At 73.4% G+C, this 26,612-nt stretch carries 26 protein-coding genes; 11 read left to right on the top strand and 15 right to left on the bottom strand.

Going from position 1 to position 26,612, the window contains the following annotated elements:
- The first annotated feature begins 75 nt into the window (after positions 1-75).
- Positions 76-939 (top strand): DMT family transporter, encoded by an 864-nt coding sequence (locus tag QIY60_RS25385; RefSeq protein WP_283144487.1) that lies wholly within the window; start codon positions 76-78, stop codon positions 937-939.
- A gap of 149 nt (positions 940-1,088) precedes the next feature.
- Here the strand turns inward: QIY60_RS25385 and QIY60_RS25380 are convergent, their stop codons facing one another.
- Positions 1,089-1,832: an acyltransferase gene (locus QIY60_RS25380; RefSeq protein ID WP_283144486.1), complete on the bottom strand. Its 744-nt coding sequence runs from the start codon at positions 1,830-1,832 to the stop codon at positions 1,089-1,091.
- A gap of 78 nt (positions 1,833-1,910) precedes the next feature.
- Positions 1,911-2,441, bottom strand: a complete 531-nt coding sequence (locus tag QIY60_RS25375; protein WP_266990962.1) for a gamma carbonic anhydrase family protein — start codon at positions 2,439-2,441, stop codon at positions 1,911-1,913.
- A 94-nt stretch (positions 2,442-2,535) separates the two neighbouring features.
- Here QIY60_RS25375 and QIY60_RS25370 point away from each other — a divergent pair, with 94 nt between their 5' ends.
- Positions 2,536-2,982 (top strand): SRPBCC family protein, encoded by a 447-nt coding sequence (locus QIY60_RS25370; protein ID WP_283144485.1) that lies wholly within the window; start codon positions 2,536-2,538, stop codon positions 2,980-2,982.
- A 1-nt stretch (position 2,983) separates the two neighbouring features.
- Here the strand turns inward: QIY60_RS25370 and QIY60_RS25365 are convergent, their stop codons facing one another.
- From QIY60_RS25365 to QIY60_RS25350, 4 genes are all read right to left on the bottom strand, one after another.
- A complete protein-coding gene (locus QIY60_RS25365; protein WP_283144484.1) occupies positions 2,984-3,634 on the bottom strand; it encodes a DedA family protein in 651 nt (216 codons plus the stop codon).
- Positions 3,635-3,711: 77 nt separating this feature from the next.
- Positions 3,712-5,328 carry a carboxylesterase family protein gene (locus tag QIY60_RS25360; RefSeq protein WP_283144483.1) on the bottom strand — a complete coding sequence of 539 codons (1,617 nt, stop codon included), beginning with the start codon at positions 5,326-5,328 and terminating at the stop codon, positions 3,712-3,714.
- Complete coding sequence (locus QIY60_RS25355) at positions 5,325-7,823, bottom strand: glycoside hydrolase family 3 C-terminal domain-containing protein (RefSeq protein ID WP_283144482.1); 2,499 nt, start codon at positions 7,821-7,823, stop codon at positions 5,325-5,327. The genes QIY60_RS25360 and QIY60_RS25355 overlap by 4 nt, the downstream gene beginning before the upstream one ends.
- A 234-nt stretch (positions 7,824-8,057) precedes the next feature.
- A complete protein-coding gene (locus QIY60_RS25350) occupies positions 8,058-8,495 on the bottom strand; it encodes a DUF4442 domain-containing protein (RefSeq protein ID WP_283146067.1) in 438 nt (145 codons plus the stop codon).
- Between the two features lie 110 nt (positions 8,496-8,605).
- On the opposite strand from QIY60_RS25350, the gene QIY60_RS25345 reads away from it, so the two are divergent.
- Positions 8,606-9,700: a hypothetical protein gene (locus QIY60_RS25345; RefSeq protein WP_283144481.1), complete on the top strand. Its 1,095-nt coding sequence runs from the start codon at positions 8,606-8,608 to the stop codon at positions 9,698-9,700.
- A gap of 89 nt (positions 9,701-9,789) precedes the next feature.
- Positions 9,790-11,109, top strand: coding sequence for an MFS transporter (locus QIY60_RS25340; protein ID WP_283144480.1), 1,320 nt, complete (start codon positions 9,790-9,792; stop codon positions 11,107-11,109).
- On the opposite strand, the gene QIY60_RS25335 is transcribed toward QIY60_RS25340, so the two are convergent.
- From QIY60_RS25335 to tuf, 3 genes are all read right to left on the bottom strand, one after another.
- A complete protein-coding gene (locus QIY60_RS25335; RefSeq protein WP_283144479.1) occupies positions 11,071-11,916 on the bottom strand; it encodes a fused MFS/spermidine synthase in 846 nt (281 codons plus the stop codon). The genes QIY60_RS25340 and QIY60_RS25335 overlap by 39 nt on opposite strands.
- A 128-nt stretch (positions 11,917-12,044) precedes the next feature.
- Entirely contained in the window at positions 12,045-12,884 is an 840-nt protein-coding gene (locus QIY60_RS25330; protein ID WP_283144478.1) for a patatin-like phospholipase family protein, read from the bottom strand.
- 76 nt (positions 12,885-12,960) lie between these two features.
- Positions 12,961-14,130: an elongation factor Tu gene (tuf, locus tag QIY60_RS25325; protein WP_283144477.1), complete on the bottom strand. Its 1,170-nt coding sequence runs from the start codon at positions 14,128-14,130 to the stop codon at positions 12,961-12,963.
- Positions 14,131-14,779: 649 nt separating this feature from the next.
- On the opposite strand from tuf, the gene QIY60_RS25320 reads away from it, so the two are divergent.
- Positions 14,780-15,589 (top strand): TVP38/TMEM64 family protein, encoded by an 810-nt coding sequence (locus tag QIY60_RS25320; RefSeq protein WP_283144476.1) that lies wholly within the window; start codon positions 14,780-14,782, stop codon positions 15,587-15,589.
- A 120-nt stretch (positions 15,590-15,709) separates the two neighbouring features.
- Positions 15,710-16,588 carry an undecaprenyl-diphosphate phosphatase gene (locus QIY60_RS25315; RefSeq protein ID WP_283144475.1) on the top strand — a complete coding sequence of 293 codons (879 nt, stop codon included), beginning with the start codon at positions 15,710-15,712 and terminating at the stop codon, positions 16,586-16,588.
- A gap of 85 nt (positions 16,589-16,673) precedes the next feature.
- Here the strand turns inward: QIY60_RS25315 and QIY60_RS25310 are convergent, their stop codons facing one another.
- Positions 16,674-17,471: a crotonase/enoyl-CoA hydratase family protein gene (locus tag QIY60_RS25310; protein ID WP_283144474.1), complete on the bottom strand. Its 798-nt coding sequence runs from the start codon at positions 17,469-17,471 to the stop codon at positions 16,674-16,676.
- Between the two features lie 109 nt (positions 17,472-17,580).
- Between QIY60_RS25310 and QIY60_RS25305 the strand changes: the two genes are divergently transcribed.
- Both QIY60_RS25305 and lnt read left to right on the top strand, forming a co-directional pair.
- Positions 17,581-18,066, top strand: a complete 486-nt coding sequence (locus tag QIY60_RS25305) for a nuclear transport factor 2 family protein (RefSeq protein WP_283144473.1) — start codon at positions 17,581-17,583, stop codon at positions 18,064-18,066.
- Positions 18,067-18,213: 147 nt separating this feature from the next.
- Positions 18,214-19,818: an apolipoprotein N-acyltransferase gene (gene lnt, locus QIY60_RS25300; protein WP_283144472.1), complete on the top strand. Its 1,605-nt coding sequence runs from the start codon at positions 18,214-18,216 to the stop codon at positions 19,816-19,818.
- On the opposite strand, the gene QIY60_RS25295 is transcribed toward lnt, so the two are convergent.
- Positions 19,742-20,647 (bottom strand): Gfo/Idh/MocA family oxidoreductase, encoded by a 906-nt coding sequence (locus QIY60_RS25295; RefSeq protein ID WP_283144471.1) that lies wholly within the window; start codon positions 20,645-20,647, stop codon positions 19,742-19,744. The two genes, lnt and QIY60_RS25295, sit on opposite strands and share 77 nt — an antisense overlap.
- Positions 20,648-20,771: 124 nt before the next feature.
- Between QIY60_RS25295 and QIY60_RS25290 the strand changes: the two genes are divergently transcribed.
- The 3 genes from QIY60_RS25290 (at position 20,772) to QIY60_RS25280 (ending at position 22,428) form a co-directional block, all read left to right on the top strand.
- Positions 20,772-21,293, top strand: coding sequence for a DinB family protein (locus QIY60_RS25290; RefSeq protein ID WP_283144470.1), 522 nt, complete (start codon positions 20,772-20,774; stop codon positions 21,291-21,293).
- 109 nt (positions 21,294-21,402) lie between these two features.
- Entirely contained in the window at positions 21,403-21,840 is a 438-nt protein-coding gene (locus QIY60_RS25285; protein WP_283144469.1) for a hypothetical protein, read from the top strand.
- A 114-nt stretch (positions 21,841-21,954) separates the two neighbouring features.
- Positions 21,955-22,428 (top strand): hypothetical protein, encoded by a 474-nt coding sequence (locus QIY60_RS25280; RefSeq protein ID WP_283144468.1) that lies wholly within the window; start codon positions 21,955-21,957, stop codon positions 22,426-22,428.
- 52 nt (positions 22,429-22,480) lie between these two features.
- Here the strand turns inward: QIY60_RS25280 and QIY60_RS25275 are convergent, their stop codons facing one another.
- The 4 genes from QIY60_RS25275 to fabG form a co-directional block, all read right to left on the bottom strand.
- Entirely contained in the window at positions 22,481-23,164 is a 684-nt protein-coding gene (locus QIY60_RS25275; protein WP_283144467.1) for a uracil-DNA glycosylase, read from the bottom strand.
- Positions 23,165-23,273: 109 nt separating this feature from the next.
- Positions 23,274-24,809 carry an ABC transporter substrate-binding protein gene (locus tag QIY60_RS25270; RefSeq protein WP_283146066.1) on the bottom strand — a complete coding sequence of 512 codons (1,536 nt, stop codon included), beginning with the start codon at positions 24,807-24,809 and terminating at the stop codon, positions 23,274-23,276.
- Between the two features lie 236 nt (positions 24,810-25,045).
- Positions 25,046-25,813, bottom strand: coding sequence for an SDR family oxidoreductase (locus QIY60_RS25265; protein ID WP_283144466.1), 768 nt, complete (start codon positions 25,811-25,813; stop codon positions 25,046-25,048).
- Between the two features lie 17 nt (positions 25,814-25,830).
- Entirely contained in the window at positions 25,831-26,592 is a 762-nt protein-coding gene (gene fabG, locus QIY60_RS25260; protein ID WP_283144465.1) for a 3-oxoacyl-ACP reductase FabG, read from the bottom strand.
- Positions 26,593-26,612: the final 20 nt, after the last annotated feature.

Genomic DNA, 26,612 nt, shown 5'->3' with positions numbered 1-26,612 from the left:
GATGACAAGTTCAGTATAGTGAACTACGGTCCGGTGCACCGAACCGTTCACCGCACTGTACTGCGAGGCGCTCTCATGACGGCACTCTTCGCCCTGGCCACCAGCCTCCTGTGGGGGCTGGCCGACTTCGGCGGCGGGCTGCTCACCCGGCGTACGCCCGCGCTGACCGTGGTCGCCGTCTCGCAGACCATCGCCGTCGCCGTCCTCGGCGCGGTCGTCGTGGCCACCGGCGCGTGGCACGAGGCCGGGCCGCAGCTCTGGTTCGCGGTGGCGGCGGGCGCGGTCGGCCCGGTCGCGATGCTCAGCTTCTACAAGGCGCTGGCGCTCGGCCCGATGGGCGTGGTCTCCCCGCTCGGCTCGCTCGGAGTGGCCGTGCCGGTCGGGGTCGGCCTGTTCCTCGGCGAGCGGCCGGGCCTGTTCCAGTTCGCCGGGATCGCCGTCGCGGTGGTCGGCATCCTCATGGCGGGCGGCCCGGAGTTCCGGGGCGCGCCGGTCCAGCGGCAGGCGATCGCGCTCACACTGCTCGCCGCATTCGGCTTCGGTGCGGTGATGGCGCTGATCGCGGAGGCGTCGACCACGGTCACCGGCCTGTTCCTCGCACTGTTCGTCCAGCGCGTCACGAATGTCGCGGTCGGCGGGACGGCGTTGTACGTGTCCGTGAAGCGGGGCGGCGCGGCGCTGCCGGAGGGCGGCTGGTCCGTCGTCGTGACCGCGCTGCCCGCGCTCGCCTTCGTGGGGCTGGCCGATGTGGCGGCGAACGGTACGTACGCGATCGCCGCGCAGCAGGGGCCGGTCACGGTTGCGGCCGTGCTCGCCTCTCTGTACCCGGTGATCACCGCGCTGGCCGCGCGGGGCGTCCTCAAGGAACGGCTGCGCGGGGTGCAGGCGGCGGGGGCGGGTATCGCGTTGGTGGGTACGTTGCTGTTGGCGACGGGATGATGTGCCTGATGTTCGTCTGCGGGCCGGTGGGGGCTGGTCGCGCCCACGCGGCGGAGCCGCACAATGTCACAGCCCCGCGCCCCTTAGGGGGTTGCGCCTCAGCAAGGCAGCAACCACGCCCCCTTTGAAGACGCCGGGGACGCCCCCTCTTACACCTCGTCCGGCGCCAACTCCGCCACCGCCAGCAGTTGTTCCGGCGTGACGCCCTCGGGGATCGGCACCGGGGCCGGTGTGCGCAGTGGAGGCTGCCAGCCGTTCTCGTGGTCCCAGGTTCGTACGACCCTCGCGGGCGCCCCGGCGACCACGGCGTGGTCGGGGACCTCGCCCCGGACCACCGCGCCCGCCGCGACCACCACGTTGCGGCCGAGCCGGGCGCCGGGCAGGACGACCGCGCCGGTGCCGAGCCAGCAGCCCGGTCCGATCTCCACCGGCTCCATCCGGGGCCACTGCTTGCCGACCGGCTGATGCGGGTCGTCGTAGCTGTGGTTGGTGGAGGTGATGTAGACGTACGGGCCGCAGTACGTGTTCGAGCCGATGGTCACCGTCGTGTCCGCGATGACGTGGCTGCCCCGGCCGAGCACCACGCCGTCCCCGAGCGTCAGGATCGGCTCGGAGCCGAGGTCGAGGCCCGGCATCATTCCGGCCGTCAGCGTGACCTGCTCGCCGATGATGCAGTGGTCGCCGAGCTCGATCCAGGGCTCGCCGAAGACCGTGCCCTGCGGGAACGCGAGCCGGGTGCCGGAGCCGATCCGGCGGAACCGCAGCCGCCCGGGGTGCTCGGCGGTGATCGCCCCCGCCTGCTGCACCCACTGCCAGCCGCGCTGGACCGCGCCCGCGGCCAGCCGGCGCCGCCAGGCGGTCAGCGATGAGAACGTGTTTCTGTTCTTCGGCACCCGCACACGGTACTCACCGCCGACTGCGCTGGTCAGCGCCGGGACCTGTGATCTTCCGCTCAGCCCGGGCCCCGGAGGTCAGCCGCCGTGCGCCTCGCGGTGGTCCTTGGCCAGGCCCAGATACATCAGCGCGTTGACCTTGATGCCCTCGCGCTCCTCGTCGGTGAGCTCGCGCCTGACCTTGGCGGGCACGCCCGCGACGAGCGAGCCGGGCGGTACGACCATCCCCTGCGGCACCAGCGCCTGCGCGGCGACCAGCGAACCGGCGCCGATCACGGCCCCGTTGAGGACGGTCGCCCCCATGCCGATGAGCACGTCGTCCTCGACCGTGCAGCCGTGCAGCACGGCGTTGTGCCCGACCGAGACGCGCTCGCCGACCGTCACCGGGAAGCCGGGGTCCACGTGGACCGTGCAGTTGTCCTGAATGTTGCTGTCGGCGCCGAGCACGATCGGGCCGCAGTCGGCCCGCAGCACCGTGTGGTACCAGACGCTCGCCCCGGCGGCGAGGGTCACCTCGCCGAGCACCACGGCGGTGGGTGCGGTGAACGCCGCCGGGTCGACCTGCGGCTTCTTCCCGCCCACAGCCACGACCAACGCCTGCTCTGCCATGCGCCACTCCTTCGTACGGATCTCATCGCGCCCAGGGGCACGGTAGGCGACGGATCGCCGGGGCGTGCGCCCGGGTGGCCCGTACGATCGCCGGATGGCACTCTTCCGGATCGACCGGCGTACGGAGGCGGGCCCCGCCGAGGTCTGGCGGCGGCTCACCGACTGGAGCCGCCACTCGGGGAGCGTCCCGCTGACCCGGATCACCGTCACCACTCACCCGCCCACCGGCGTCGGCACGGTCTTCGTGGCCCGCACCGGCATCGGGCGCCTCGCGTTCGAGGACCCGATGGAGGTCGTGGTGTGGGAGCCGCCCGAGCGGGGGCGGCCGGGGCGCTGCCGGATGGAGAAGCGCGGGCGGGTGGTCACCGGCTGGGCCGAGATCGAGGTGCGCCCCAGCCCCCGAGGATCTGCGGCCGGGGCGCTGCTCGTGTGGCGGGAGGACCTGCGGGTGTGGGGGCTGCCGCGCGCCCTCGACCCGTTGGTGTCGCGCGCGGGCCGTTATGTGTTCGGCCGCGCGCTCACGGTCCTGCTCAAGGGCTGAGTCAGTCGGCGGCGGGCACGTTCTCGGCCGGGGCCGACTCGATCTCGGCCGACGCCTTCTTCGCGCGGTTCTTGACGACCAGCATCGAGACCACGCCGAGGACGGCCGCGAGGCCCAGACCCACGTACGAGAAGTTCTTCAGCCACGACTCGGCGACCACGCCGATGTAGTAGATCGCGGCCGTGGTGCCGCCCGCCCAGCAGATGCCGCCGAGCACGTTGGCGATGAGGAACTTCCAGTACGGCATGTGCAGCACGCCCGCCAGCGGGCCCGCGAAGATGCGCAGCAGTGCGATGAAGCGGCCGAAGAAGACCGCCCACATGCCCCACTTCTGGAAGGACTTCTCGGCCATGGCGACATGGCCCTCGCTGAAGTGCTTGGGGAACTTGGCGCCGAGCCAGGCCAGCAGCCCTCTGCCGCCCTTGCGGCCGATCGCGTAGCCGATCGAGTCGCCGACGACCGCGCCCACCACGGCGGCGGCGCCGAGGATCACCGGGTTGATGTGGCCCTGCTGGGACGCCAGCAGCGCGGAGCTGACGAGGACGATCTCGCCCGGCAGCGGAATGCCGAGGCTCTCCAAGCCGATGACCAGCCCCACCAGGAGGTAGACACTGACGGCGGGGATGTTCTCCAGCCACTCCTGGATGTGCAACGCCCGTTTCCTCCCGATCGCGACGGGCCGACGCCCGGCGTGCGCCCCCCTTGGCGCACGCCGGGAAGCCTACCCGCTCACGCCGCGTCGGCGGCGTCCCAGAAGCCGCACCGGTGCGCCCGGGCGACCGTGGTGACCACGGCGTTACCGTCCGCCGACGCCGTGCGCAGCCGCAGCACCCGGCCCGGGGAGTCGTCGCCCGACCAGTCCGGCATCGCGGGCTGCCCGGCCGCCCGGGGCGGGTTCCCGTGCAGGAAGGAGCCCCAGTAGGCGGTCATCTGCCGGGCCAGCGCCCGCTGTTCGGCGTCGAAGGGCGCGTCGAGCCCGAAGTGCCGGAAGAGGTACTGGACCTCGTTCACGTGCGTCGCCCCGAAGTCGAAGTCGGTGTGCAGGGCGCGCAGCGAGGCGAACGGGGGCGAGGTGCGGTCGGCGAACTCGTACGCGTAGACCGGCCCCCGGGCCGCCAGCGCCCGGTCGAGCCGCAGCGCGGGGCAGGCCATCAGCTGGTCGCCGATGGCGGTGGCGTAGGCGAGCGTGGCCGAGGGGAAGCCGCTCAGCGGGTAGTGGGCGAGGACCTCGGGGGCGCGGGCCGCCCCGAAGTACCCGGCGACCGCCCCGGGGTAGTCGGCCGCCGCGAGCGGGTAGCGGGAGAAGGCGAAGAGCCGCCCCTCGTCCTCGTTGGCCCCGTTGAGCACGGGCACCCGGGCGGACCGGCCGGTCGCGAAGGCGGTGGCGGGCTGCTCGGGCAGGAAGGCGCCGCCGGTGACCGGCCCCCAGCCGAGGCCGGACTGCGCGGCGAGCAGCTCGGCGGCGGGCTTGCGGCGCAGACAGGCGAGGGCGGTGGCCCGCTCACCGCATCCGGCCCGGCGGGCGAAGGCGGCGCCGTCGGCCGCCGCCCGCGAGCGGGTCCTGGCCGCGCAGTCGCCGTACGCGCCGCTCTGGATCACGGCGGCGCGGAACAGGCCACGGGCGGTGGGCGAGGCGAGCTGGGTGCAGACCGAGCGGCCGCCGGCCGACTCCCCGGCGACGGTGACCCGGCCCGGGTCGCCGCCGAAGGCGCCGATCTCGGAGCGCACCCAGCGCAGCGCGGCCTGCTGGTCGAGCATGCCGTAGTTGCCGGAGACGCCGTCCCGGGCCTCCGCGTCCAGACCGGGCAGGGCCAGGAAGCCGAGGGAGCCGAGGCGGTAGTTGACGGTGACGACGACGGAGCCGGTGCTGCGGGCGAACGCGTCCGGGACGACGTCGGAACCCGCGCCCGCGGTGAGCCCGCCCCCGTGCAGCCAGACGAGGACCGGCAGCGCACCCCGCCGGTGCCCGGGCACGTACACATTGAGGGCGAGGCAGTCCTCGGTGAGGGTGGCCCGCTCGTATCCCGGGTCCCAACTGGCGCCCTGGACACAGCGGTCGGCGAACCGGGTCGCGTCCCGTACGCCCCGCCAGGGCGCGGCCGGGCGCGGCGCCGTCCAGCGCAGCGCGCCGACCGGCTGCTCGGCATAGGGAATTCCCAGGAACTGCCGCCCCTCGTCGGTCGTTTCCCCTTTGAGCAGACCGGAGTGGGTGCGTACGAGGGTGGGGCCGGGGGTGAGCGCCCCGGCCGGGACGGGGGTGAGCAGGGCCGCCGCGCAGGCGGTCGTGAGCAGCAGGGCCGTGCGGATCCGGGCCGTGAGCCGGCCCCGTATCCCGCCGCCGCTCATCGCCGGACCTCCCCGTGGCCGGTGAGCCGGATGTCGCGCGCGGAGGCGCCCACCTCCACGCGGCGGCGGCCGGTGCCCAGGACCCAGCCGTGCCGGGCCGGGTCCCAGGACGAGAGCGTGCGGGCGGGGAGCGTGACGGTGACCCGGCGTGCGCCGCCCGGGGGCAGCTCCAGGCGCCGGTAGCCCGCGAGCGCGCGCTCGGCCTGGTCGAGGCGGAGGTGCGGCGAGCGGCCGACGTAGACCTGCGCGACCGTGGTGCCGGTGCGGCGGCCGGTGTTGCGGACGGTGAAGGTCACCGAGAGCCCGCCGTGCTCGGCGCGCACGGACAGGTCGTCGTAGAGGAAAGCCGTGTACGACAGGCCGTGGCCGAAGGGGAAGAGCGGTGCGACGCCCGCCTGGTCGTACCAGCGGTAGCCGAGGTGGATGCCCTCGCTGTACTCCTCGACGCCGTCGACGCCCGGGTAGCGGCGCGGGTCGCCCGCCACCGGGTGGCGCTCGTCGGAGACCGGGAAGGACTGGGTGAGCCGCCCGCCCGGGTCGCAGTCGCCGAAGAGCACGGCGGCCGTGGCCGGCGCGCCCTCCTGGCCGGGGTAGTACATCTGGAGCACCGCGGCGGTCCGCTCCAGCCAGGGCATGGTGGTACTGGAAGAGGTGTTGAGGACCACGGTGGTACGGGAGTTGACGGCGGTGACCGCGTCGATCAGCGCGTTCTGGTGGCCCGGGAGGGCGAGGGTGGTGCGGTCGGCGCCCTCGGTGGCGTCCTCATAGGCGAAGAGGACGACGCTCTCGGCCGCGCGCGCCACGCGTACCGCCTCGGCGACGTCGGCGGCCCGGGTCGCCCCGGTGATCCGGCGCAGCCGGAACAGCTGCCCGTCGGCGCCGCCCTTCGCGGTGATCTTCAGCGTGTGCGGACCGGCCGCGAGCCGCACGGTGGCCCGGCGCACGGAGAGCCCGTCGGGGGCGGCGCTGACCAGGCCGCCCGCGAAGTACTCGCCGTAGCCCGGGGCGAGCGGGAAGAGCTCGGTGCCGTCGAGCAGGACGACGGGCCGCTCGCGCCCGGAGTAGTGGATGACCAGGGTCCACTCGTCGGCCTCGGCGGCGGTGAGGGTGCCGTCGTACGTCCAGGTCGCGCCCGCGGCGACGTGCTGTCCCTCGAAGTCGGCGCCGGGCGAGACGGCTCCGGCGGGCAGGGCCCGGCCGAACAGGTCCTCGCCGAGCGCGTAGCGCACCCGCGCGCCCTCGCCCGCCCGCTCCCTGATGGCGTCCAGGGGGCTCGCGGCCCGGTCCGGCACCACATGGGCGCTGCCGCCGCCGCTGACGAAGGGGAGCGAGCCGGTCGGGCCGATCACCGCGACGGAGCGGGCGGCGGCGCCGGTGAGCGGCAGGGCGCGACGCTCGTTGCGCAGCAGCGTGGCACCGGCCTTGGCCACCTTGAGGGCGGTGCGGGCACCGGCGGCCGGGTCGCGGTCGGGGCGGGCCGGAGCGCTGCCGTCGAGCAGCCCGAAGCGCTCCATGACGGTCAGGACGCGGCGCACCGAGCGGTCCACCAGCGCCTGGGGGACGCTGCCGTCCCGGACCGCCTGCTTGAGAGCGGCGCCGAAGTAGGTGCCGCCCGGCATCTCCATGTCGAGCCCGGCGCGGATCGAGGCGACGGTGGAGTGGGCGGCGAACCAGTCGGTCATCACCCACCCGTCGAAGCCCCAGGTGTCCCGCAGCACCCCGGTGAGCAGGTCCGCGTTCTCGCAGGCGAAGGTGGAGTCGACCTTGTTGTACGCGCCCATGACGGCCCCGGCGCGCGCGGAGACCGCCGCCTCGAAGCCGCGCAGCTCCGCCTCGTGCAGGGTCTGCTCGTCGGCCCGTACGTCGATGGACATGCGGTCCTTCTCCTGGTTGTTCAGGGCGAAGTGCTTGACCGTGGCGATCAGGCCCTGCGCCTGGATGCCGCTCACCTCCTCGGCGACGAGGTCGGCCGAGAGCAGCGGGTCCTCGGAGAAGGTCTCGAAGTTGCGGCCCGCGTACGGGGTGCGGATCAGGTTGACCATCGGCGAGAGCAGCACGTCCTGGCCGAGCGCGCGGCCCTCGCGGCCGATGACCTCCCCGTACTCCCGGGCGAGCGCGGGGTCGAAGGCGGAGGCGAGCAGCACCGGGGCGGGCAGCGCGGTCGCGTGCTGGGTGACGCGGACCCCGGCGGGCCCGTCCGCGAGCCGCAGGGGCGGGATGCCGAGCCGGGGCACGCCGGGGACGTACCCGGCCTGGCCGAGGCTCTGGGGGTCGTCGGCGCCGTGCAGGAGGGTCAGCTTCTCGTCGAGGGTGAGGCGGCGGATCAGCGACTCGACGCGGGGGCTGGCGGCGGGGGCCGCGGCGGCCCCGGTTCCGGTGGCACGGGTTCCGGCGGCCCCGGCGGGCCGGGCGCTCCAGCCGGTCGCGGCCGCGGCGACCGTGACGGCGCCGCCGAGCAGCCACAGGGCGGACCTGCGGGAAACGGTGTCGGACATGACCGTCACTCCTTTGTGTGCGGGCACGGCGAGGTGACACGTGCAAACGCCAGGACGTGCTTCGGCTTCTGAACACACCATGCGGCAGAACCCCGTTGACACACCGTCAGACGCCACGTGTTGTCCGAGAAAGCTAGGACCGGCCCGGAACGGAGTCAATAAGTTGAACAAGAAACGGATCCGGCCCCGAGCGCAGAGGCGCTCGGGGCCGGATCCGTTCGGGAACCGCGTGGATCAGCTGTGCGGACGCAGGGTCCAGACGACGGTCATCTCGCCGGTGACGGCGCCGTCCTCACGGGTGATCGCGATGGCGACCGGGAACTCGGGGCGCTCCCCCGCGTCCAGCTCCGCGACGACGTCCGCGATCGGGCGGCCCAGCGTGGCGGTGGCGGTGACCACGCCCATGGCAAGCTTCTTGTAGCCGATCTCCGCCTTGACGGCGAGCGGCACGGCACGGTTCATCTGGTCGCCGAAGGCGGCGATCACGATGGCACCGCTGGCGGACTCGGCAAGCGTGAACATCGCGCCGGCGTGCGGTCCGCCCACGTGGTTGTGGTACTCGGCCTGGTCGGGCAACCGGACCACGGCCCGCTCGGGGGTGGTCTCCAGGAACTCCAGCTTGAGGGTCCTGGCCATGGGAACGGTCGCGGCGAGCATCTCGCCGACGGACATCTGATCAGCGCTCATGGCATCGGATGTTACCCGCGAGTAGTAGACCTTGACCATCCCCTCACAGGGGCGGACGTTGGAGCGGCGCCCCCTCCCCTCTATGGTTACTCGCCATGTGGCAAGGACAGCAGCCGCCCGGGGGCGAGCAGAATCCGCAGGACCCGAACCAGAACCCGTACCAGCAGCCGGGCTACCAACAGCCCAACCCGTACCAGCAGCCGACGCAGCCGGGGTACCAGGCACCGCCGCCCCAGGCACCGCCGCCCCAGGCACCGCCCGGCGGCTACCAGCAGCCCGGATACGGCTATCCGCAGCAGCAGCCCAACCCGTACCAGCAGCCGACCGTGCCGCAGTACCCGGTGGGGGCGCCGCCCGGACCGCCGATGCCGCCGCAGGACGGTGACGGGGGCAAGAAGAAGACGACCCTGATCGCCATCGTCGCGGCGACCGCGGTCGTGGTCGCGGCGGTCGTCACCGGCGTCGTGGTCATGAAGGACGACGGCAAGAAGGACACCAAGGCCGACGACAACAAGCCGTCGAAGAGCTCCTCGGTTCCGGCGCAGGCCTCGCCGCCCGCCGCCAACCCGCGCGGCGGCTCCACCGAGGAGCAGAAGCCGACCATCGAGGGCTGGAAGGTCATCACCAACCCCAAGTGGGGCACGGCCTTCGACGTCCCGTCGGACTGGGAGTTCAAGGGCCCGGGCTGGACCGGCGGTTTCGAGGACCACGCCAACCCGACCGGGAAGCCGATCGTCATGCAGTCGGCACCCGCGTACTACAAGCCCAAGTGGTGCACCGAGGACTCCAACCACGACGGCAACACCGAGGACACCGGGCTCGCGGGCACCGGCACCAAGGGCGCCGACGGCGCCAAGAACACCGACGAGGTGGCCGAGCAGGTGCCGTGGTGGGTGTACGGCGCGTACACCCAGCCGGACAAGAAGATCATCAAGATCGTCAAGCCCGTCCCGTACACCACCAAGTCGGGCATCACGGGCAGTGTCGCCCGCGCCTCGGCGACCGGGGTCAAGAAGACCAGCAAGTGCGACACCGACGGCCAGGCGATCACCTTCGGCTTCAAGAACGCCAAGGGCGACTTCGTGGCCTGGAACCTCTACTCGGCCACCGGCGTCAGCGGCGCGGTCACCGATGAGACCATCCAGAAGATCCTCAGCACGGTGCGCCTGGCCGGTCAGCCCACCGGCTGACCCCGCCCGTACGCGGTGACACCCCCGGCACCGCGTACGCGACGGCAATCGGTTTGGCACATCGAGGCGGCGGCGGCGATAGTCCACAGGTGACATCTGCCGCCGCCGTCCCCCGTTTCCGCCGCCCCACCTGGGCGGGCCGCAACTACTCGCTGCTCACCGCCGCCGCGATCGTGACCAATCTGGGCAGTCAGGGCGCCCTGATCGCCTCGGCGTTCGCGGTGCTGCAGGCGGGCGGCGACGGCGGCGACGTGGGTCTGGTGGCGGCGGCCCGTACCGTTCCGCTCGTCCTCTTCCTGCTGGTCGGCGGCGCGCTCGCGGACCGAATACCCCGGCACCGGGTGATGGTCGCCGCCAACAGCCTCAACTTCCTCTCCCAGGGCGCCTTCGCGCTGCTCGTCCTGACCGGCAGCCCCCAGCTGTGGCAGATGCTGGCGCTCAGCGCGCTTGGCGGCGTGGGCCAGGCGTTCTTCGGCCCCGCGTCCGAGGGCATGCTGATGTCCAGCGTGCAAGGCGAGGAGGCGGGGCGCGCGTTCGCGCTGTACCGGATGGCGATGCAGGGCGCGGGCATCGGCGGCGCCGCCCTCGGCGGGGCGCTGATCGCCGCCGTCGGACCCGGCTGGGTGCTCGCCGTCGACGCGGCCGCCTTCGCCGTGGCGGGCGCGCTGCGCGCCTTCATCGACGTGCGCCACGTCCCGCCGCGCGAGCCCGGCGGCGGCATGGTGGCCGATCTGCGCGACGGCTGGCGGGAGTTCATCGGCCGCCCCTGGCTCTGGGCGATCGTGGCGCAGTTCTCGATCGTCAACGCCGTCGTGGTGGCAGCCGACGCGGTGTACGGGCCGCTGGTCGCCCGGGACCATCTGGGCGGGCCGGGGCCGTGGGGCCTGGCGCTCGCCGCGTTCGGGGCGGGCACGGTCGGCGGCGCCCTGGTGATGATGCGCTGGAAGCCGCGCCGCCTGCTGTTCGTCGGCTCGCTCTGCGTCTTCCCCCTCGCACTGCCCTCCGCCGCGCTCGCCGTGCCGGTGCCGATCGGGGTGCTGGTCGCGGTGATGTTCCTGACCGGTGTGTCGATCGAGGTGTTCGGCGTCTCCTGGATGACCGCGATGCACCAGGAGATACCCGAGGAGAAGCTGTCCCGGGTCTCCGCCTACGACTGGCTCGGCTCGCTCGCCGTGGTGCCGCTGGCCACCGCGCTCGCGGGCCCCGCCGAGAGCGCCTTCGGCCGGACCTCCGCGCTGTGGGGCTGCGCGGTGGTGATCGTCGTCCTGACGGCCGCGGTGCTGACCGTCCCGGACGTACGGAACCTGACGCGCCGCACCGCGCCGGTGACCGGGGCTTCGGCGGATGCGGACACGGCAGTTCCGCCCGTCTCAGCCGATGCCGAACGCCCCGTCGGGGGGCTCGGGTGACGGCTGCGCCTCGCTGTCCGGTACGGGCCTCGCGCCGCCGGTGAACCGCCGCACCGCGTCGCCGTGCTCGACCCGGGCGGGGAAGGCGTCCCCGGCGGTCAGCCGGGCGAGGGGGGCGATCGGCAGCGGCCCGTGCGAGGCGAGCAGCACCACGTTGCCGAACCGGCGCCCGCGCAGCACCGAGGGCTCCGCGATCAGCGCGACCTGCTCGAACACCGCCCGGAAGGTGGCCAGCTGGGGGCGGAGGAAGTCGAAGGGCGCGCCGTCGGCGAGGTTGGCCGCGTAGAGCCCGCCGGGCCGCAGCACCCGCTCGGCGGTCCGCGCGTACTCGACCGAGGTGAGGTGCGCGGGCACCCGGGAGCCGCCGAAGACGTCCGCGACGAGCAGATCGGCCGAGTCCGCCGGAGCCGCCTCGGCCCAGGCGCGGGCGTCGGCCGCGTGCACCCGGATCCCGCTGCCGTCGGGCAGCGGGAGATGCTCGGTGACCAGGGCGAGCAGCCCCCGGTCGGCCTCCACCACGTCCTGGCGCGAGCCCGGCCGGGTCGCCGCCAGATAGCGCGGCAGGGTGAGCGCGCCGCCGCCGAGGTGCAGCACGTCGAGCGGTGCGCCCGGCTCGCCCGCGCAGTCGACGACATGGGCGAGCCTGCGGGCGTACTCGAACTCGATGTACGTGGGGTCGTCGAGGTCGACGTACGACTGGGGCGCGCCGTTCACGGTGAGCAGCCAGGCCCGCTCGCGGTCGACATCGGGCATCAGCTTGGCGGTGCCCCAGTCCACTGTCCGGCTGACCGGTATCTGCTCGTTCACCGTCCCATTGTGCGGGAGCGCTTCGCTGGAGGTGAAGTGCGTGGTCTGCGGGCCGGTGGGGGCTGGTCGCGCAGTTCCCCGCGCCCCTTTGGGGCACGGGTCATCGCACCGGACTTCCACGAAACCACTTATGACCACAACTTCCGTACCGCCGCCGCGTGGGCGGCCGCCTGAGTGCGGCCCGCTCGCGCGGCCGGGGCGCGGCGGGACGGCTCCAGGGAGTTGCGGCCGAAGGCGCGGCGGGCGGCGGAGTCCGGGGTGATGAGCTCGACGCGCGTGCCCGCGGCGGACAGCGCGGCCACCTGGGTGCGCGGCGAGTCCAGCGGGCCGCCGCCGAGCGCCAGCGGCGCGAGCACCAGCACCCGGTCGTATCCGGCGGCGAGCTGGGCGTTGGCCGGGGAGTGCACTCCCCCGTCGATCCAGCGGCGGCCCTCGACGGTGACGGCGGGCCACACCCCGGGCACCGCGCAGCTGGCGGCGACCGCGTCCACCAGTTCCACGCCGCTCTCCCGGTCGAAGATCCGCAGTTCGCCGCTGTCCGCCGCGACCGCAGTGATCCTCAACCGCCGCGCCGGCCACTCGTGCGACACCAGCCGTCCGGCGATCACCTCGCGCCGGGCGGCCTCCTGGCCGGTGCCCCCGGCGAGCGCGACCCGGCCCAGTTTCCTGCCGTACTCCTCGGGGGTACGGGAGGTCAGCGCCGCGCGGGCGAACCGGAACACCGCGGCCGGGCCCAGGTTCGCCGGGACCTCGCCGGCGGGCCGGGCGAGCTGACGCTCGTACAGCTGCGGCAGCCCTATCCGGCCCGAGGTGATCTGCGCGGCGACCACCGAGCCCGCCGAGCTGCCGACCACCAGGTCCGCGCCGGTCACGTCGACACCCGCCTCGGCGAGCCCGTACAGCATGCCGATCTCCCAGCCCACGCCGGTGATTCCGCCCGCGCCGAGCACCAGTGCCGTGTCTCCCATGCCCGAAGCATGACGGAACGCGGCGGGCCCGCCTCCGCCGGGGGTGCCGGAGGAGGCGGGCCCGCCGGGCCGCCGGTCAGAGGAGACCGGTGACCGTCCCGGCGCCGACCGTGCGGCCGCCCTCGCGGATCGCGAAGCCGAGCCCGGGCTCCAGCGGCGTGTCCCGGCCCAGCTCGACGGTCATGGTGACCGTGTCGCCGGGGCGCGCCACCGCCGTCCCGCCGAGGTCGACGTCCCCGACCACGTCCGCGGTGCGGATGTAGAACTGCGGCCGGTAGCCGGTGGCGACCGGGGTGGTCCGGCCGCCCTCGCGCGCCGACAGGACGTACACCTGCGCGGTGAAGCGGCGGCTCGGCGTGACGCTGCCGGGCGCCGCGACCACATGGCCGCGCCGCACCGCGTCACGGGGCACCCCGCGCAGCAGCAGCGCCACGTTGTCCCCGGCCTCGGCGGACTCCATCGGCTTGCCGAAGGTCTCCAGGCCGGTGACGACCGTCTCCACGTCCGCGCCGAGCACCTCGATCCGGTCGCCGACCCGGACCGTGCCGCGCTCGACGGCGCCGGTGACGACCGTGCCGCGGCCGGTGATGGTCAGCACGTTCTCCACCGGCAGCAGGAACGGCGCGTCGGTGTAGCGGACCGGCATCGGCACATAGGTGTCGACCGCGTCGAGCAGCGCCTCGATCGCCGCCGTCCAGCGCGGGTCGCCCTCCAGCGCCTTCAGCCCGGAGACCCGGACGACCGGCACCGAGTCGCCGCCGTACCCGTGCGCCGAGAGCAGGTCGCGGACCTCCAGCTCGACCAGGTCGGTCAGCTCCTCGTCCCCCGCGTCGGCCTTGTTGAGCGCGACCACGATGTGGTCGACGCCGACCTGGCGGGCGAGCAGGACGTGCTCGGCGGTCTGCGGCATGATCCCGTCGAGCGCGGAGACGACGAGGATCGCCCCGTCCAGCTGGGCGGCGCCGGTGACCATGTTCTTGACGTAGTCGGCGTGCCCGGGCATGTCGACGTGGGCGTAGTGGCGGGTGTCGGTCTCGTACTCGACGTGCGCGATGTTGATGGTGATGCCCCGCGCGGCCTCCTCCGGCGCCCGGTCGATCCGGTCGAACGGAACGAACGTGCCGGTGCCGCGCGCGGCGAGGACCTTGGTGATGGCGGCGGTCAACGTGGTCTTGCCGTGGTCGACATGGCCCATCGTGCCGATGTTGAGGTGGGGCTTGGTGCGTACGTATGCCGTCTTGGGCATGGCTGTGTCCCTCGGATGCTGAATGGCTCGAAGCCGCGACGGGACCCCTGGATCCGGCCGACCCTCCCCCTGCGGGGTCCGCCGGTCTCTCCGGGAAGGGTCAGCTTCGGGCGCCGTCGAGGGGCGCCGCGGCAGCGAGGGCAGCCTTCGGCGCGTCCGCGACTGCGGACGGCGCTGCGGGGAAGGCGTGCCGGAACATGCCGCCGATCATGCCCCGGCGCCGGGCGGGCGTCGAATGGTTTTCGGGGGCGGGGAGTTTGGGGCGGGGCGGGGCGGTCGCCGGGCTCTTCGGTCTCGGGTGCGGGCGCACGGGGGCCTCGGGGCCGTGGGGGGCGCGGCGCCTGGCGGGGCGGCGCCAGTGCCTGGGAGCGGGCGCATCGGCCCCGGGCGCGGGCGCACGAGGGCCTCCGTACCGTGGCGGGTGCGGTGCCCGGCGCGGCGGCGCCATTGCCCGGGAGCGGGTGCGTCGACCTCGGGCGCGGGCGCACGGGGGCCTCTGTACCGTGGCGGGTGCGGTGCCCGGCGGGGCGGCGCCATTGGCCGGGGGCGAGTGCGTCGGCCTCGGGCACGGGCGCTGTTCGCCCCGCGTACGGCCGTAAGGCGACGTCCGTTACGGCGATCACATGCCCGGGTCGGTTAGTCTCCCGGGATGCTCGACGACCCCGTCGCCCGACCGTCCGCCGGGCTCGCCGTGCGCTGCACCAGGGCCCTGCTCTCGCCCTGGTCGCGGCTGGCCCTCCTGGTGCTCGTACTCGTGGCGGCCGCCACGACCGTGCTGCTGCTGGAGCCGCAGCGGCTGATCGCGGACGGCTGGCCGCACCGGCTGAGCGGCGGCGGCGCGGTGGTCCTGTTCGGGGTGGCGTACGGCCTGTGCACCGCGGCGTTCGTACCGCGCCCGCTGCTCAACCTGGCCGCGGGCGCGATCTTCGGGTCGCAGGCGGGCCTGCCGTCCGCGCTCGCCGGGACGGTGCTCGGCGCCGGGATCTCGTTCGGGCTCGGCCGGGTGCTCGGCCAGGACGCGCTGCGTCCGCTGCTGCGGGGCCGCTGGCTCAAGGCGGCGGACGGCCAGCTCAGCCGGCACGGATTCCGGTCGATGATGGCGATCCGGCTCTTCCCCGGCGTGCCGTTCGCGGCGGCCAACTACTGCGCGGCGGTCTCCCGGATGGGCTGGCTGCCGTTCCTGCTCGCGACGGGTCTCGGCTCGGTGCCCAACACGGCGGCGTACGTGGTCGCGGGCAGCCGCGCCGCGTCCCCGACCTCGCCGGTGTTCCTGATCGCGATGGCGTTCATCGCGGTGTCGGGCCTGGGCGCGGCGGCGGTGGCGTGGCGCAAGCGGCACCGGTTGAGCGGGCGGGCGGAGGCGGATGGGGCATCCACCGTGTCCGGGGCGCCCGCCGGGCCTGGGGCGCCTGCGCCCCAGGCGACCGGCACCCCACCCACGCCCGACCGGACCGCATAGCTCCCGCTTCATCTCCGGCCTGTACGCTGCCCTCCGACCGGCCGTCGATCACACCATCACACCGGCCGTCGGATCGTCGTGCCCGCAACCGTCTTCAGCACCCGGGATGGCCCACGCCCCATGTCTTGGTTCGAATCGTTCATACTCGGGCTTGTCCAGGGGCTGACGGAGTTCCTGCCGATCTCCTCCAGCGCGCACCTCCGCCTCACCGCGGCCTTCGCCGACTGGCAGGACCCGGGACCGGCGTTCACCGCGATCACGCAGATCGGCACCGAGACGGCCGTCCTCATCTACTTCCGCAAGGACATCGTCCGGATCGTCTCGGCGTGGTTCCGCTCGCTCACGGACCGGGGGATGCGCGGCGACCAGGACGCCCGGATGGGCTGGCTGGTCATCGTCGGCTCGATCCCGATCGGCGTGCTCGGCATCGTCCTCAAGGACCAGATCGACACCACCTTCCGCGATCTGCGGGTCATCGCGACCACGCTGGTCGTGATGGGCGTCGTCCTCGGCATCGCCGACCGCCGCGCCGCCCGGGACGAGGCGGGCGGCCGCCACCGCGCGGCCAAGCAGCGCAAGTCGCTCCAGGACCTGAGCGTCAAGGACGGCCTGGTCTACGGCATGTGCCAGGCCATGGCCCTGATCCCGGGCGTCTCCCGCTCGGGCGCCACCATCAGCGGCGGCCTGCTGATGGGCTACACCCGTGAGTCCGCGGCCCGCTACTCGTTCCTGCTCGCCATCCCCGCGGTGCTGGCGTCCGGCGTCTTCGAGCTGAAGGACGCGGGCGGCGAAGGCCAGGCCCCGATGGCCGAGACGCTCTTCGCCACGGTGATCGCGTTCGGCGTCGGATACGTCGTCATCGCGTGGTTCATGAAGTTCATCTCCAGCAAGAGCTTCATGCCGTTCGTGGTCTACCGCATCCTGCTCGGCATCGTCCTGTTCTTCCTGGTCGGCGCCGACGTCCTCAGCCCGCATGCGGGGGAGGTCACGGGCGGCTGAGCGCTCCGCTGGACATGGGGTTCGTCGGCTGCGGGCTGTCTGTGGCTGGTCGCGCAGTTCCCCGCGCCCCTGAAAGGGGCGCGCCTCACTCCCCGAACACCCCGTGCCGCCCCGCACCTCCCGCGAACCGAGCCGCCCCCTCCCCCGCCCGCTCCAGCGACCGCAGGCCGTGCGCGAGTTCGTTGCGCAGGGCCTCCGGCTCGGGCAGGGCCTCCTGTTCCAGGAGGGAGAGGCGGTCCTCGCGCAGGCACAGCTGGGGGAACGCGGCGATCTCCGACGCCAGCTTCTCCGCCGCCGCGCGGGCCGTCCCGGTCGGCACCACCCGGTCGGCCAGGCCGATCGCGAGCGCCTCGGACGCCTCCACCGGGCGGCCGGTCAGGACCAGGTCCATCGCGCGGCCCGCGCCGATCAGCCGGGGCAGCCGTACCGTACCGCCGTCGATCAGCGGCACTCCCCAGCGGCGGCAGAAGACGCCGAGGACCGCGTCCTGTTCGGCCACCCGCAGGTCGCACCAGAGCGCGAGCTCCAGGCCGCCCGCCACGGCGTGGCCGGAGATCGCCGCGATCACCGGCTTGGTCAGCCGCATCCGGGTCGGGCCCATCGGGCCGTCGCCGTCCTCGGTCACCGCGTTGCCGTGCTCGGTACCGATCGCCTTGAGGTCGGCGCCCGCGCAGAAGGTGCCGCCCTCGCCCCAGAGCACCGCGACCGCCGCCTCGTCGTCGGCCTCGAAGGCGCGGAAGGCGTCGGCGAGGGCGAGGGCGGTCGGCCCGTCCACCGCGTTGCGCGCGTGGGGGCGGGAGAGCACCACGGTCGTGACGGGGCCGCTGCGCTCGCTGCGGACGGAGGCGGCGGAAGCGGCGGCGGATTCGCTCGGTGCGGTCATGGCGCACAGCGGTAGCACGCGCCCCCGCGCGCCCACAAGAGCGGGGCCGTCCGCGTTGTCGGCCGTCGGGGCTCTTGGCCCTTCGCGCCCGCTGCCGGACACTGAGGCGATGACCCAGCGTGTGGAACTCTCGACCGTGATGGACCGGCTCGCCATCGATGACATCGTCACCGGCTACGCGGCCGCCGTGGACGACGCCGACTGGTCCGCGTACGGCGAGCTGTTCACGCCCGACGGACGCGCCGACTACCGCGCGGCGGGCGGTGTGGAGGGGCCGGCGGCCGAGGTCGCGGCCTGGCTCGCGGAGACCATGCGGCTCTTCCCGGTCCGCCAGCACCTGATCGTCAACCGGCTGCTCACCCTCCAGGACCTCGGCGGCTACCCGGGCGACCGGGCCCGGGTGCGGGCCGACTACCTCAATCCGATGCGGTTCGGCGCGCGGGACAACGGCGACGGCGGGCCGGTGGAGCCCAACTTCGTCTCCGGCGGCCGGTACGCGTTCTCGCTGCTGCGCACCGACGCGGGCTGGCGGCTGCACGAGGTGACCGTGCACGAGAAGTGGCGGCATGTGTCGGGGGCGCTCGGCACGGGCTGAACCGGCGTACGGGCGCGCGGAGGGGCGGACTCGCCGGGCGCGCGGGCCATCTGGGCGCCGCCGCCCCGCTGTCGCACACTGAGGGCGCACACTGGGGACACGCTCGGGCACGAACCACTGCTCACGGGCAGGGCGAGGAGGCGCGGCATGCGGGTTCCGGTCGGGCTGCGGCACACCCTCACGGGGCTGCGCCACCGTCTGATGGTGTCGCGGTGGTGGCGGGGCGCGGCGGCGCTGCTCGCCGGGGCGCTCCCGGCGCTGGCGTTCCCGGCGCCGGCCCTGTGGTGGTTCGCGTACGTCGCGCTGGTGCCGTGGCTGCTGCTGATCCGCTCGGCCCGCGACGGGCGGCGGGCCGCGCTCGACGGCTGGCTGGGCGGCACCGGCTTCATGCTCGCGGTGCACCACTGGCTGATGCCGAGCCTGACCGTGTTCATCGTCGTCCTGGCCGCGCTCCTGGGGCTGCTGTGGGCGCCGTGGGGCGTTCTGGTGCGCTCGACGCTCGGCGGGCCCGGCGCGGGCAGGCCCTCGCCGCAGCGCGCGACGGCCGCGCTCGCCGTGCTGCCCGCGGGCTGGCTGACGGTCGAACTGGTCCGCTCCTGGCAGGGGTTGGGCGGCCCGTGGGGGCTGCTCGGCTCCAGCCAGTGGCAGGTGGTTCCGGCGCTGCGCCTCGCCTCGGTCGGCGGGGTCTGGCTGGTGAGCCTGTTCGTGGTGGCCGCCAACGTCGCGGTGACGGTGCTGCTCGTCTCCCGCCCGGCGCGTACGCCCGTGGTGGCCGCGGTGCTCGCCGGGGCCGTCGCCGCCGGGGCCGTGTGGGCGTGGGCGCCGCGTCCCGAACGGGCGGGCCGGGTGCGGGTCGCCGTCGTCCAGCCGGGCCTGCACGAGAGCGGCGAATCCCGCTTCGCCCGCAGCGAGGCCCTGACCCGGTCGCTGGCCGGGCGGGACGTGGACCTGGTGGTGTGGGGCGAGAGCAGCGTCGGCTCCGACCTGACGGCCCGGCCGGACCTCGCGGCCAGGGTCGCCGCGCTCTCGCGGGCGGTGGGCGCGGACGTCCTGGTGAACGTGGACGCCCGCCGCGCCGACCGGCCGGGGATCTTCAAGAGCTCGGTCCTGGTCGGGCCGGACGGGCCGACGGGCGACCGCTACGACAAGATGCGCCTGGTGCCGTTCGGCGAGTACGTCCCGGCCCGCTCGCTGCTCGGCTGGGCCACCTCCGTCGGCAAGGCCGCGGGCGAGGACCGGCGCCGGGGCTCGACGCCGGTGGTGATGACGCTGCCGGACGGGCTGCGGTTCGGCCCAGTGATCTGCTTCGAGTCGGCGTTCCCGGACATGAGCCGCCATCTGGTGCGCGAGGGCGCCCGGTTGATCGTCGCCCAGTCGTCGACGTCGTCGTTCCAGCACAGCTGGGCGCCCGCGCAGCACGCCTCGCTGGCCGCGCTGCGCGCCGCCGAGACGGGCCGCCCGGCCGTGCACGCCACGCTCACCGGGATCAGCGCGGTGTACGGCCCGGACGGCGAGCGGATCGGCCACCGGCTCGGCACCGGGCGCAGCACGGCCGAGGTCTACGACGTGCCGCTCGCCGACGGCACCACGCTCTACGTCCGGTTCGGCGACTGGGCGGTGTACGCGGCGCTGCTGGTCCTCGCCGCGTACTGCGCCTTCACGGGGCGGCGCTCGCTCAGGAGGCCTGCTCCAGAGCCTCCCGTACCACCCGCTCGCACAGCTCATGAGTCGCGAGAGCGTCCCGTGCACTGAGAAGCTTTCCGGCCCGTACGGCGTCGAGGAAGGAGTACACGGCCTGCTCGATGCCGCGCTGGCGGGCCACCGGCACCCAGTCGCCGCGCCGGCGCACGGTCGGCTGGCCCTTGTGGTCGACGACGTCGGCCAGGTTGAGCACCTGCCGCTTGGTGTCCTGGCCGGAGACCTCCAGGATCTCCTCGGTGGAGCCGTTCATCCGGTTCATCGTGCCGATGGCGGTGAAGCCGTCGCCGGAGAGCTGGAGGACGACGTGCTCCATCAGGCCCTCGCGCACCCGGGCCCGTACGACCGTGTGCTCGATCGGCCCCGGCGCCAGGAAGCGCAGGGTGTCCACGACGTGGATGAAGTCGTCCAAGACCAGCGTGCGCGGGTCCTCGGGGAGACCGACGCGGTTCTTCTGCATCAGGATGAGCTCGCGCGGGTGCTCGGCGCACTGCGCGTAGCCGGGCGCGAGCCGCCGGTTGAAGCCGACGGCCAGGCTCACGCCGCGCTCCTCGGCGAGCTCCACGAGCCGCTGGGAGTCGGCGAGTTCGTACGCCAGCGGCTTGTCGACGTAGGTCGCCACGCCCGCTTCGAGCAGCCGGGCCACGATCGTCGGGTGCACGGCGGTCGGCGCGTGCACGAAGGCGGCGTCGAGGCCCTGCGCGAGGAGCGCGTCGAGCTCGGTGTGGCGCTGCGCGAGCGGGACGTGATGGGTGTCGGCGACCCGCGCGAGGGTGGCGGGGGTACGGGTCTGCAGATGCAGCTCCACCCCCGGCAGGGTGGTCAGGACCGGCAGATAGGCCTTCTGCGCGATGTCCCCGAGTCCGATGCAGCCGACCTTCACGAAGTCTCCTGTCGCCGTCCGGCTTCTTGCTCCTTGCCTGGTCAGCATACGTGGGTCGGGACGGCCCCGATCGGCGCCGGATATCTTGTGGCGGGGGCGGGGGCGATCCGTGAGGATGGCCGCCATGACGACGACCGAGATGCCCGAACGCCAGGAGCCCGCCCTCGACGCCGACGAGCTGTCGATGCTCGTGGGCTGGCTGGACTACCACCGCGAGACGTTGGCCGCGAAGTGTTCCGGCCTCACCGACGAACAGCTCAGGACGGCCTCCATGCCGCCCTCCTCGCTCACCCTCATGGGTCTGGTGCGGCACATGTCCGAGGTCGAGCAGCACTGGTTCAGCAATGTCTTCGGCGGCGAGCAGGGCGCGCCGCACTACTACACCGACGAGGACCCGGACGGCGACTTCCACGCGGGCCCCGAGGACACGTACGAGGAGGCGCTCGCCACCTGGCGCGGCGAGATCGCCAAGGCCCGCGCCCACGCCGACGGACACGCCCTCGACGACCTGAGCGCCGGCACCTCGCGCGGCGGGCAGCACTTCAACCTGCGCTGGGTCTACACCCACATGATCGAGGAGTACGCGCGCCACAACGGCCACGCCGACCTGCTGCGCGAGGGCGTCGACGGCGCGACGGGCGACTGACCCCGGCGTCGGCGGCACGGTCGGCCGTCACCCTGCGCCGTCACTCGTGCGGGCCAATCCCGGCCCGCACGCGCGCACAACGGGCCCCGCACCCAGCAGAGTTGAGCGGGTGCACCGAACACGAACCGCAGCGAGGCTCCTCGTCGGGGTGGCCGCCCTGGCCGTTTCCGGATGTGTCACGGTCCCGCGCGGACCCGCCCCGGGACCGCCCGCACCGCCGCCGCGCCAGACGAGCGAGCAGGCCGACCGCAACGTCCGGCCCCAGATCGTCCAGGCCCCCGTCCGCGAGGCCCTGGAGGCGGCGCTGCCGCCCGTCCCGGCACCCCGGGCCCCGGCCGCGCGCCCCTCCCCGGCCCCGCGTCCGCACCCGCACGCCCATCCGGCGCCGCCGCGCCCCGCGCCGCACCCGGCCGTGCCGCACCTGCCGCACGTGCCGAGTCCCGCGCCGCTCATCGGGGACGACGTCTGCGACCTGGGCAGGTCGCTGGGCGGCTGGCGTCCGGACAGCCCCGAGGCACGCATCTGCGAGGGGACGTACGGGAAGTAGCGAAGGCCGCGGCGACAGGCCCGCAGGGCCGCGCCTGAGCCTCAGCCCGATTGTCGGTGCGGGCGGCTAGCGTCGGGGCGACCGGATGCGTACAAAAGGCTCGCGGAGGCCGCAGTGGTGGAGCAGCAGGAGGCGTCGGAGGACGTCGTCATGACCCGGATCGGGCAGGCGCTGATGCTCCTGCACGGCGGCGACCGGGAGGAGGCGCGCAACCGCTTCGGCGTCATCTGGGCGGAGATCGGCGAGCACGGCGACCCGCTGCACCGCTGCACGCTGGCGCACTACATGGCGGACGCGCAGGACGACGCGGGCGACGAACTGGCCTGGGACCTGCGGGCGTTGGCCGCCGCCGACGGGCTCGGCCAGGACCGGCTCGACGCGCACCAGGCCTCGCTCGCGGTCCGGGCCTTCTACCCCTCGCTCCATCTGAACCTGGCGGCGGACTATGTGAAGCTGCACCGCCCGGACGCCGCCCGCATCCATCTGGACCGGGCGCACGCCGCCCTGGACGCGCTCGCGGACGACGCGTACGGGAACGGGATCCGGGCGGCGCTCGACCGGCTGGAGCGGCGGCTCGAAGGCGCCTGAGCGCCCGCGCGACGGGCCCGCGGAGCCCGTCGCGCAGACGCCCCGGGACGGGTCAGCCCAGGTTCGGGATGCGCCAGTCGATCGGCTCGTGGCCCTGCGCCGCGACCGCCTCGTTGATCTGGGTGAAGGGCCGCGAGCCGAAGAACCGCTTGGCCGACAGCGGCGAGGGGTGGGCGCCCTTCACCACCACGTGCCGCTCCTCGTCGATCAGGGGGAGCTTCTTCTGCGCGTAGTTCCCCCACAGCACGAAGACCGCCGGGTCCGGGCGGGTGGCGACCGCGCGGATCACCGCGTCGGTGAACTTCTCCCAGCCCTTGGCCTTGTGCGAGTTGGCCTCGCCCTCGCGGACCGTCAGCACCGCGTTGAGCAGCAGGACGCCCTGCTCGGCCCACGGCATCAGATAGCCGTTGTCCGGCACCGGGTGGCCGAGCTCCTCCTGCATCTCCTTGTAGATGTTGCGCAGCGACGGCGGCGTCTTCACGCCCGGCCGCACCGAGAAGCACAGCCCATGGCCCTGGCCCGCGCCGTGGTACGGGTCCTGGCCGAGGACCAGGACCTTCACCTTCTCGTACGGAGTCGCGTCCAGGGCGGCGAAGACCTCCTCGCGCGGCGGATAGACGGGACCCTTCGCCCGCTCCTCCTCGATGAAGTCGGTGAGCTCCTTGAAGTACGGCTTCTGGAGCTCCTCGCCGAGGACGCCGCGCCAGGACTCGGGCAGCATGGCGATGTCGGTCACGTCAACAACCTCCGTGGGACGTTCGGTTCCCGCACCCTGCGGTGCGAGGTACCGAAAAACCTACCGGCCGCCACTGACAACGCCCGCCGCGCCCGCCCCGCCGGGCCTCCTACCAGCTGGTCTTGCGGTGCAGCTCCCACATGCACATGACCGTCTGGGGGTCGATGGCCCGCTCGCCGCCCGCGATCTCGTCGCTGGCCGCCACGTACAGCTTGCCCTGCCACAGCGGCAGCAGCCGCACGTCGTCGGAGAGCACGTCCTGGGCCCGCTCGAACTTCTTGCTCACCGCGCCCCGGTCGGAGACCTCACGGGTCTGCGGGATCAGCTGGTCGACGATCTCCTTGGGCTCGTACGGGGTGCCGACCGCGTTCTCCTTGCCCACGAAGGGCGCGATGAAGTTGTCCGGGTCCGGGAAGTCGGGGAACCAGCCGCGCCCGAAGACGGGGTACTCGCCGGACTGCATCCCCTGGGTGTACGCCTTCCAGGGGCGGCTCTGCAGGGTCACCTGGAACAGCCCCGAGTCCTCCAGCTGCCGCTTGATCTCGGCGAACTCCAGCGCCGTGGACGAGCCGTACCGGTCGGTCGTGTACCAGAACGTGAGCGGCACCGGGTCGGTGATCCCGGCCTTGCGCAGGACGGCCTTGGCCTTGGGGACGCTGGGCGCGCCGAAGGTGTCGAAGAAGCTCACCGTGTGCCCGGCCACGCCCTTGGGCACCATCGAGAACAGCGGCTCGGCCGTGCCCTTGTAGACCTTGGCCACCAGCGCGTCCCGGTCGACGAGCTGGGCGACGGCCCTGCGTACGGCCGGGTTGGCGGCGAGGGGGTCCTTGGGGTTGAAGACCAGGAAGCGGATCTCGGTGCCGACCGTCTCGACCAGCTGGAGCGGCTTGCCGGCTGCCTTGTCGTTCTGGACGTCCACGACCTCGTCGGCGGTCAGGCCCCGGTAGGTGACGTCGATCTGCTTCTTCTTGAGGGAGTCCACCATGGCGGCGGAGTCCTTGAAGTAGCGGATCGAGACGGCGTCGTTCTTGAGCTGCGCGAACCCGGCGTAGTGGGAGTTCTTCTTCAGCTCGGCCCGGTCGCCCGCGTGGTACGACTCCAGGGTGTACGGGCCGGAGCCGGTGAGGCCGCCGTCCTCGCGCAGCGCGTTCGCCGGGTAGGACTTGGGGTCCACGATGGACATGGCGGGCGCGCCGAGCACGAAGGGGAAGGTCGCGTCCGGCTTGTTCAGATGGAAGGTGACCGTCCGCTCGTTGTCGGCGGTGACCCGGTCCAGGCTGGTGAGCAGGCCCTTGGGGCCCGCCTTCACATTGATCTTCACAATGCGGTCGATCGAGTACTTCACGGCGGCGGCGTCGATCCTGTCGCCGTTGGAGAACTCCAGGCCCTTGCGGAGCGTGCACTGGTACGTACGGCTGCCCGAGCCCTTGAACTGGCAGTTCTCCGCCGCGTCCGGCTGGGGCGTGTTGCTGCCGGTCGGGAAGGACAGCAGCGTCTGGAAGACGTTACGGAACAGTTCCCAGGAGCCGTCCCAGGAGGCGGCCGGATCGAGGGTGCTCGGCTCGCTCACCGTGCCGACCTTGATCGCCTGGTCGGTCTCCGAACCGCTCCCGGAGAGCAGTCCGCAGCCGCTCAGCAGGGACATCGCCGATATGGACGCAAGGGCCGCGGTGGTGCGCAGGCATATGGTCCGGTTGAACACGTGCACGCTCCTCGTTCAGCCATGAGTCGGCAGACCATACCGCAGCGCCCCGCCCGGTCAACTGGAGGACCGGACGGGGCACTTGGGTGGATTGAGGTGCAAACCGGGCCACTACTCACCGGTACGAAGATCACCCTACGCGACGCACGCGCGCGTACGCGCGGCGGCGCACCCGCGCGTCAGTGCACGCCCGCGCCGAGGAACAGCCCTCCGTCGACCACCAGCGTCTGCCCGGTCACCCAGGCGGACTGCTCGGAGGTGAGGAACGCGGCCGCTCCCCCGATGTCGGAGGGCACCCCGAGGCGCTTGAGGGGGTAGGCCGCGGCGGCCTCCTCCTCGCGGCCCTCGTAGAGCGCCTGGGCGAACTTGGTCTTGATCACCGCGGGGGCGATGGCGTTGACCCGCACGTCCGGCGCGAACTCGTGCGCCAGCTGGAGGGTCAGATTGACCATGGCCGCCTTGCTCATCCCGTACGCGCCGATGAAGGGCGAGGGGGCGAGGCCGGCGACGGAGGCGATGTTCACGATCGCGCCGCCGTTCTCCTTCTGCCAGGCCTTCCAGGTCTGCTGGGCGAAGCCGAGCGCCGAGATCACATTGGTCTCGTACACCTTGCGCGCCACGTTCAGGTCGAGCTCCGCCATCGGGGAGTAGACCGGGTTGGTGCCCGCGTTGTTGACCAGGAAGTCGACCCGGCCGAAGGCCTCCATGGCGCGCTCCACCGCGACGGCCTGGTGGGCCTCGTCGTGGGCCTTCCCGGCGACGCCGATGACCCGGTCCGCGCCGAGCCGCTCGACGGCCTCCTTGAGGGCGTCCTCGTTGCGGCCGGTGATGCAGACGCGGTCGCCGCGGGCGACCAGCGCCTCGGCGACGCCGTAGCCGATGCCCCGGCTCGCGCCGGTGACCAGGGCGGCCCTGCCGGAGGGCGCCGGGAGCTGAGTGTCCGTCATGATGTGTTCTCCCGGCTTCAGTTGAGGGGTCCGCCGGCCACGTACAGCACCTGGCCGGAGACGAAGCCCGCGTCGTCGCCGGTGAAGAAGGCGATGGCGTTGGCGATGTCGTCGGGCCTGCCGACGCGCTGCACGGGGATCTGGGTGGCGGCCGCGGCCTGGAAGTCCTCGAAGCCCATGCCGACCCGGGCGGCGGTCTGCGCGGTCATCTCGGTGACGATGAAGCCGGGGGCCACCGCGTTGGCGGTGACGCCGAACTTGCCGAGCTCGATGGCGAGGGTCTTGGTGAAGCCCTGGAGGCCCGCCTTGACGGCGGAGTAGTTGGCCTGGCCGCGGTTGCCGAGCGCGGAGGACGAGGAGAGCGAGACGATACGGCCCCAGCCGGCGTCCACCATGTGCTTCTGGACGGCCTTGGCCATCAGGAACGCGCCCTTGAGGTGCACGTTCATCACGGTGTCCCAGTCGGACTCGCTCATCTTGAAGAGCAGGTTGTCGCGCAGGACGCCCGCGTTGTTGACGAGGATGGTGGGCGCCCCGAGCTCGGCGGCGACGCGCGCCACGGCGGCCTCCACCTGGGCGCTGTCGGAGACGTCGCAGCCGACGGCGATCGCCCGGCCGCCCGCCGCCGTGATCTTCTCGACGGTGTCCTTGCAGGCCGCCTCGTCGAGGTCGAGTACGGCGACCGCGCGGCCCTCGGCCGCGAGCCGGACGGCGGTCGCGGCGCCGATGCCCCGGGCCGCCCCGGTCACGATGGCAACGCGCTGCTCGGTGGTGGACATGCTGTTCTCCTCGCCCTGGG

Source organism: Streptomyces sp. BPTC-684 (assembly GCF_030028635.1).
GTDB lineage: Bacteria > Actinomycetota > Actinomycetes > Streptomycetales > Streptomycetaceae > Streptomyces > Streptomyces noboritoensis.
This window is presented reverse-complemented; position numbering and strand designations above follow the sequence as displayed.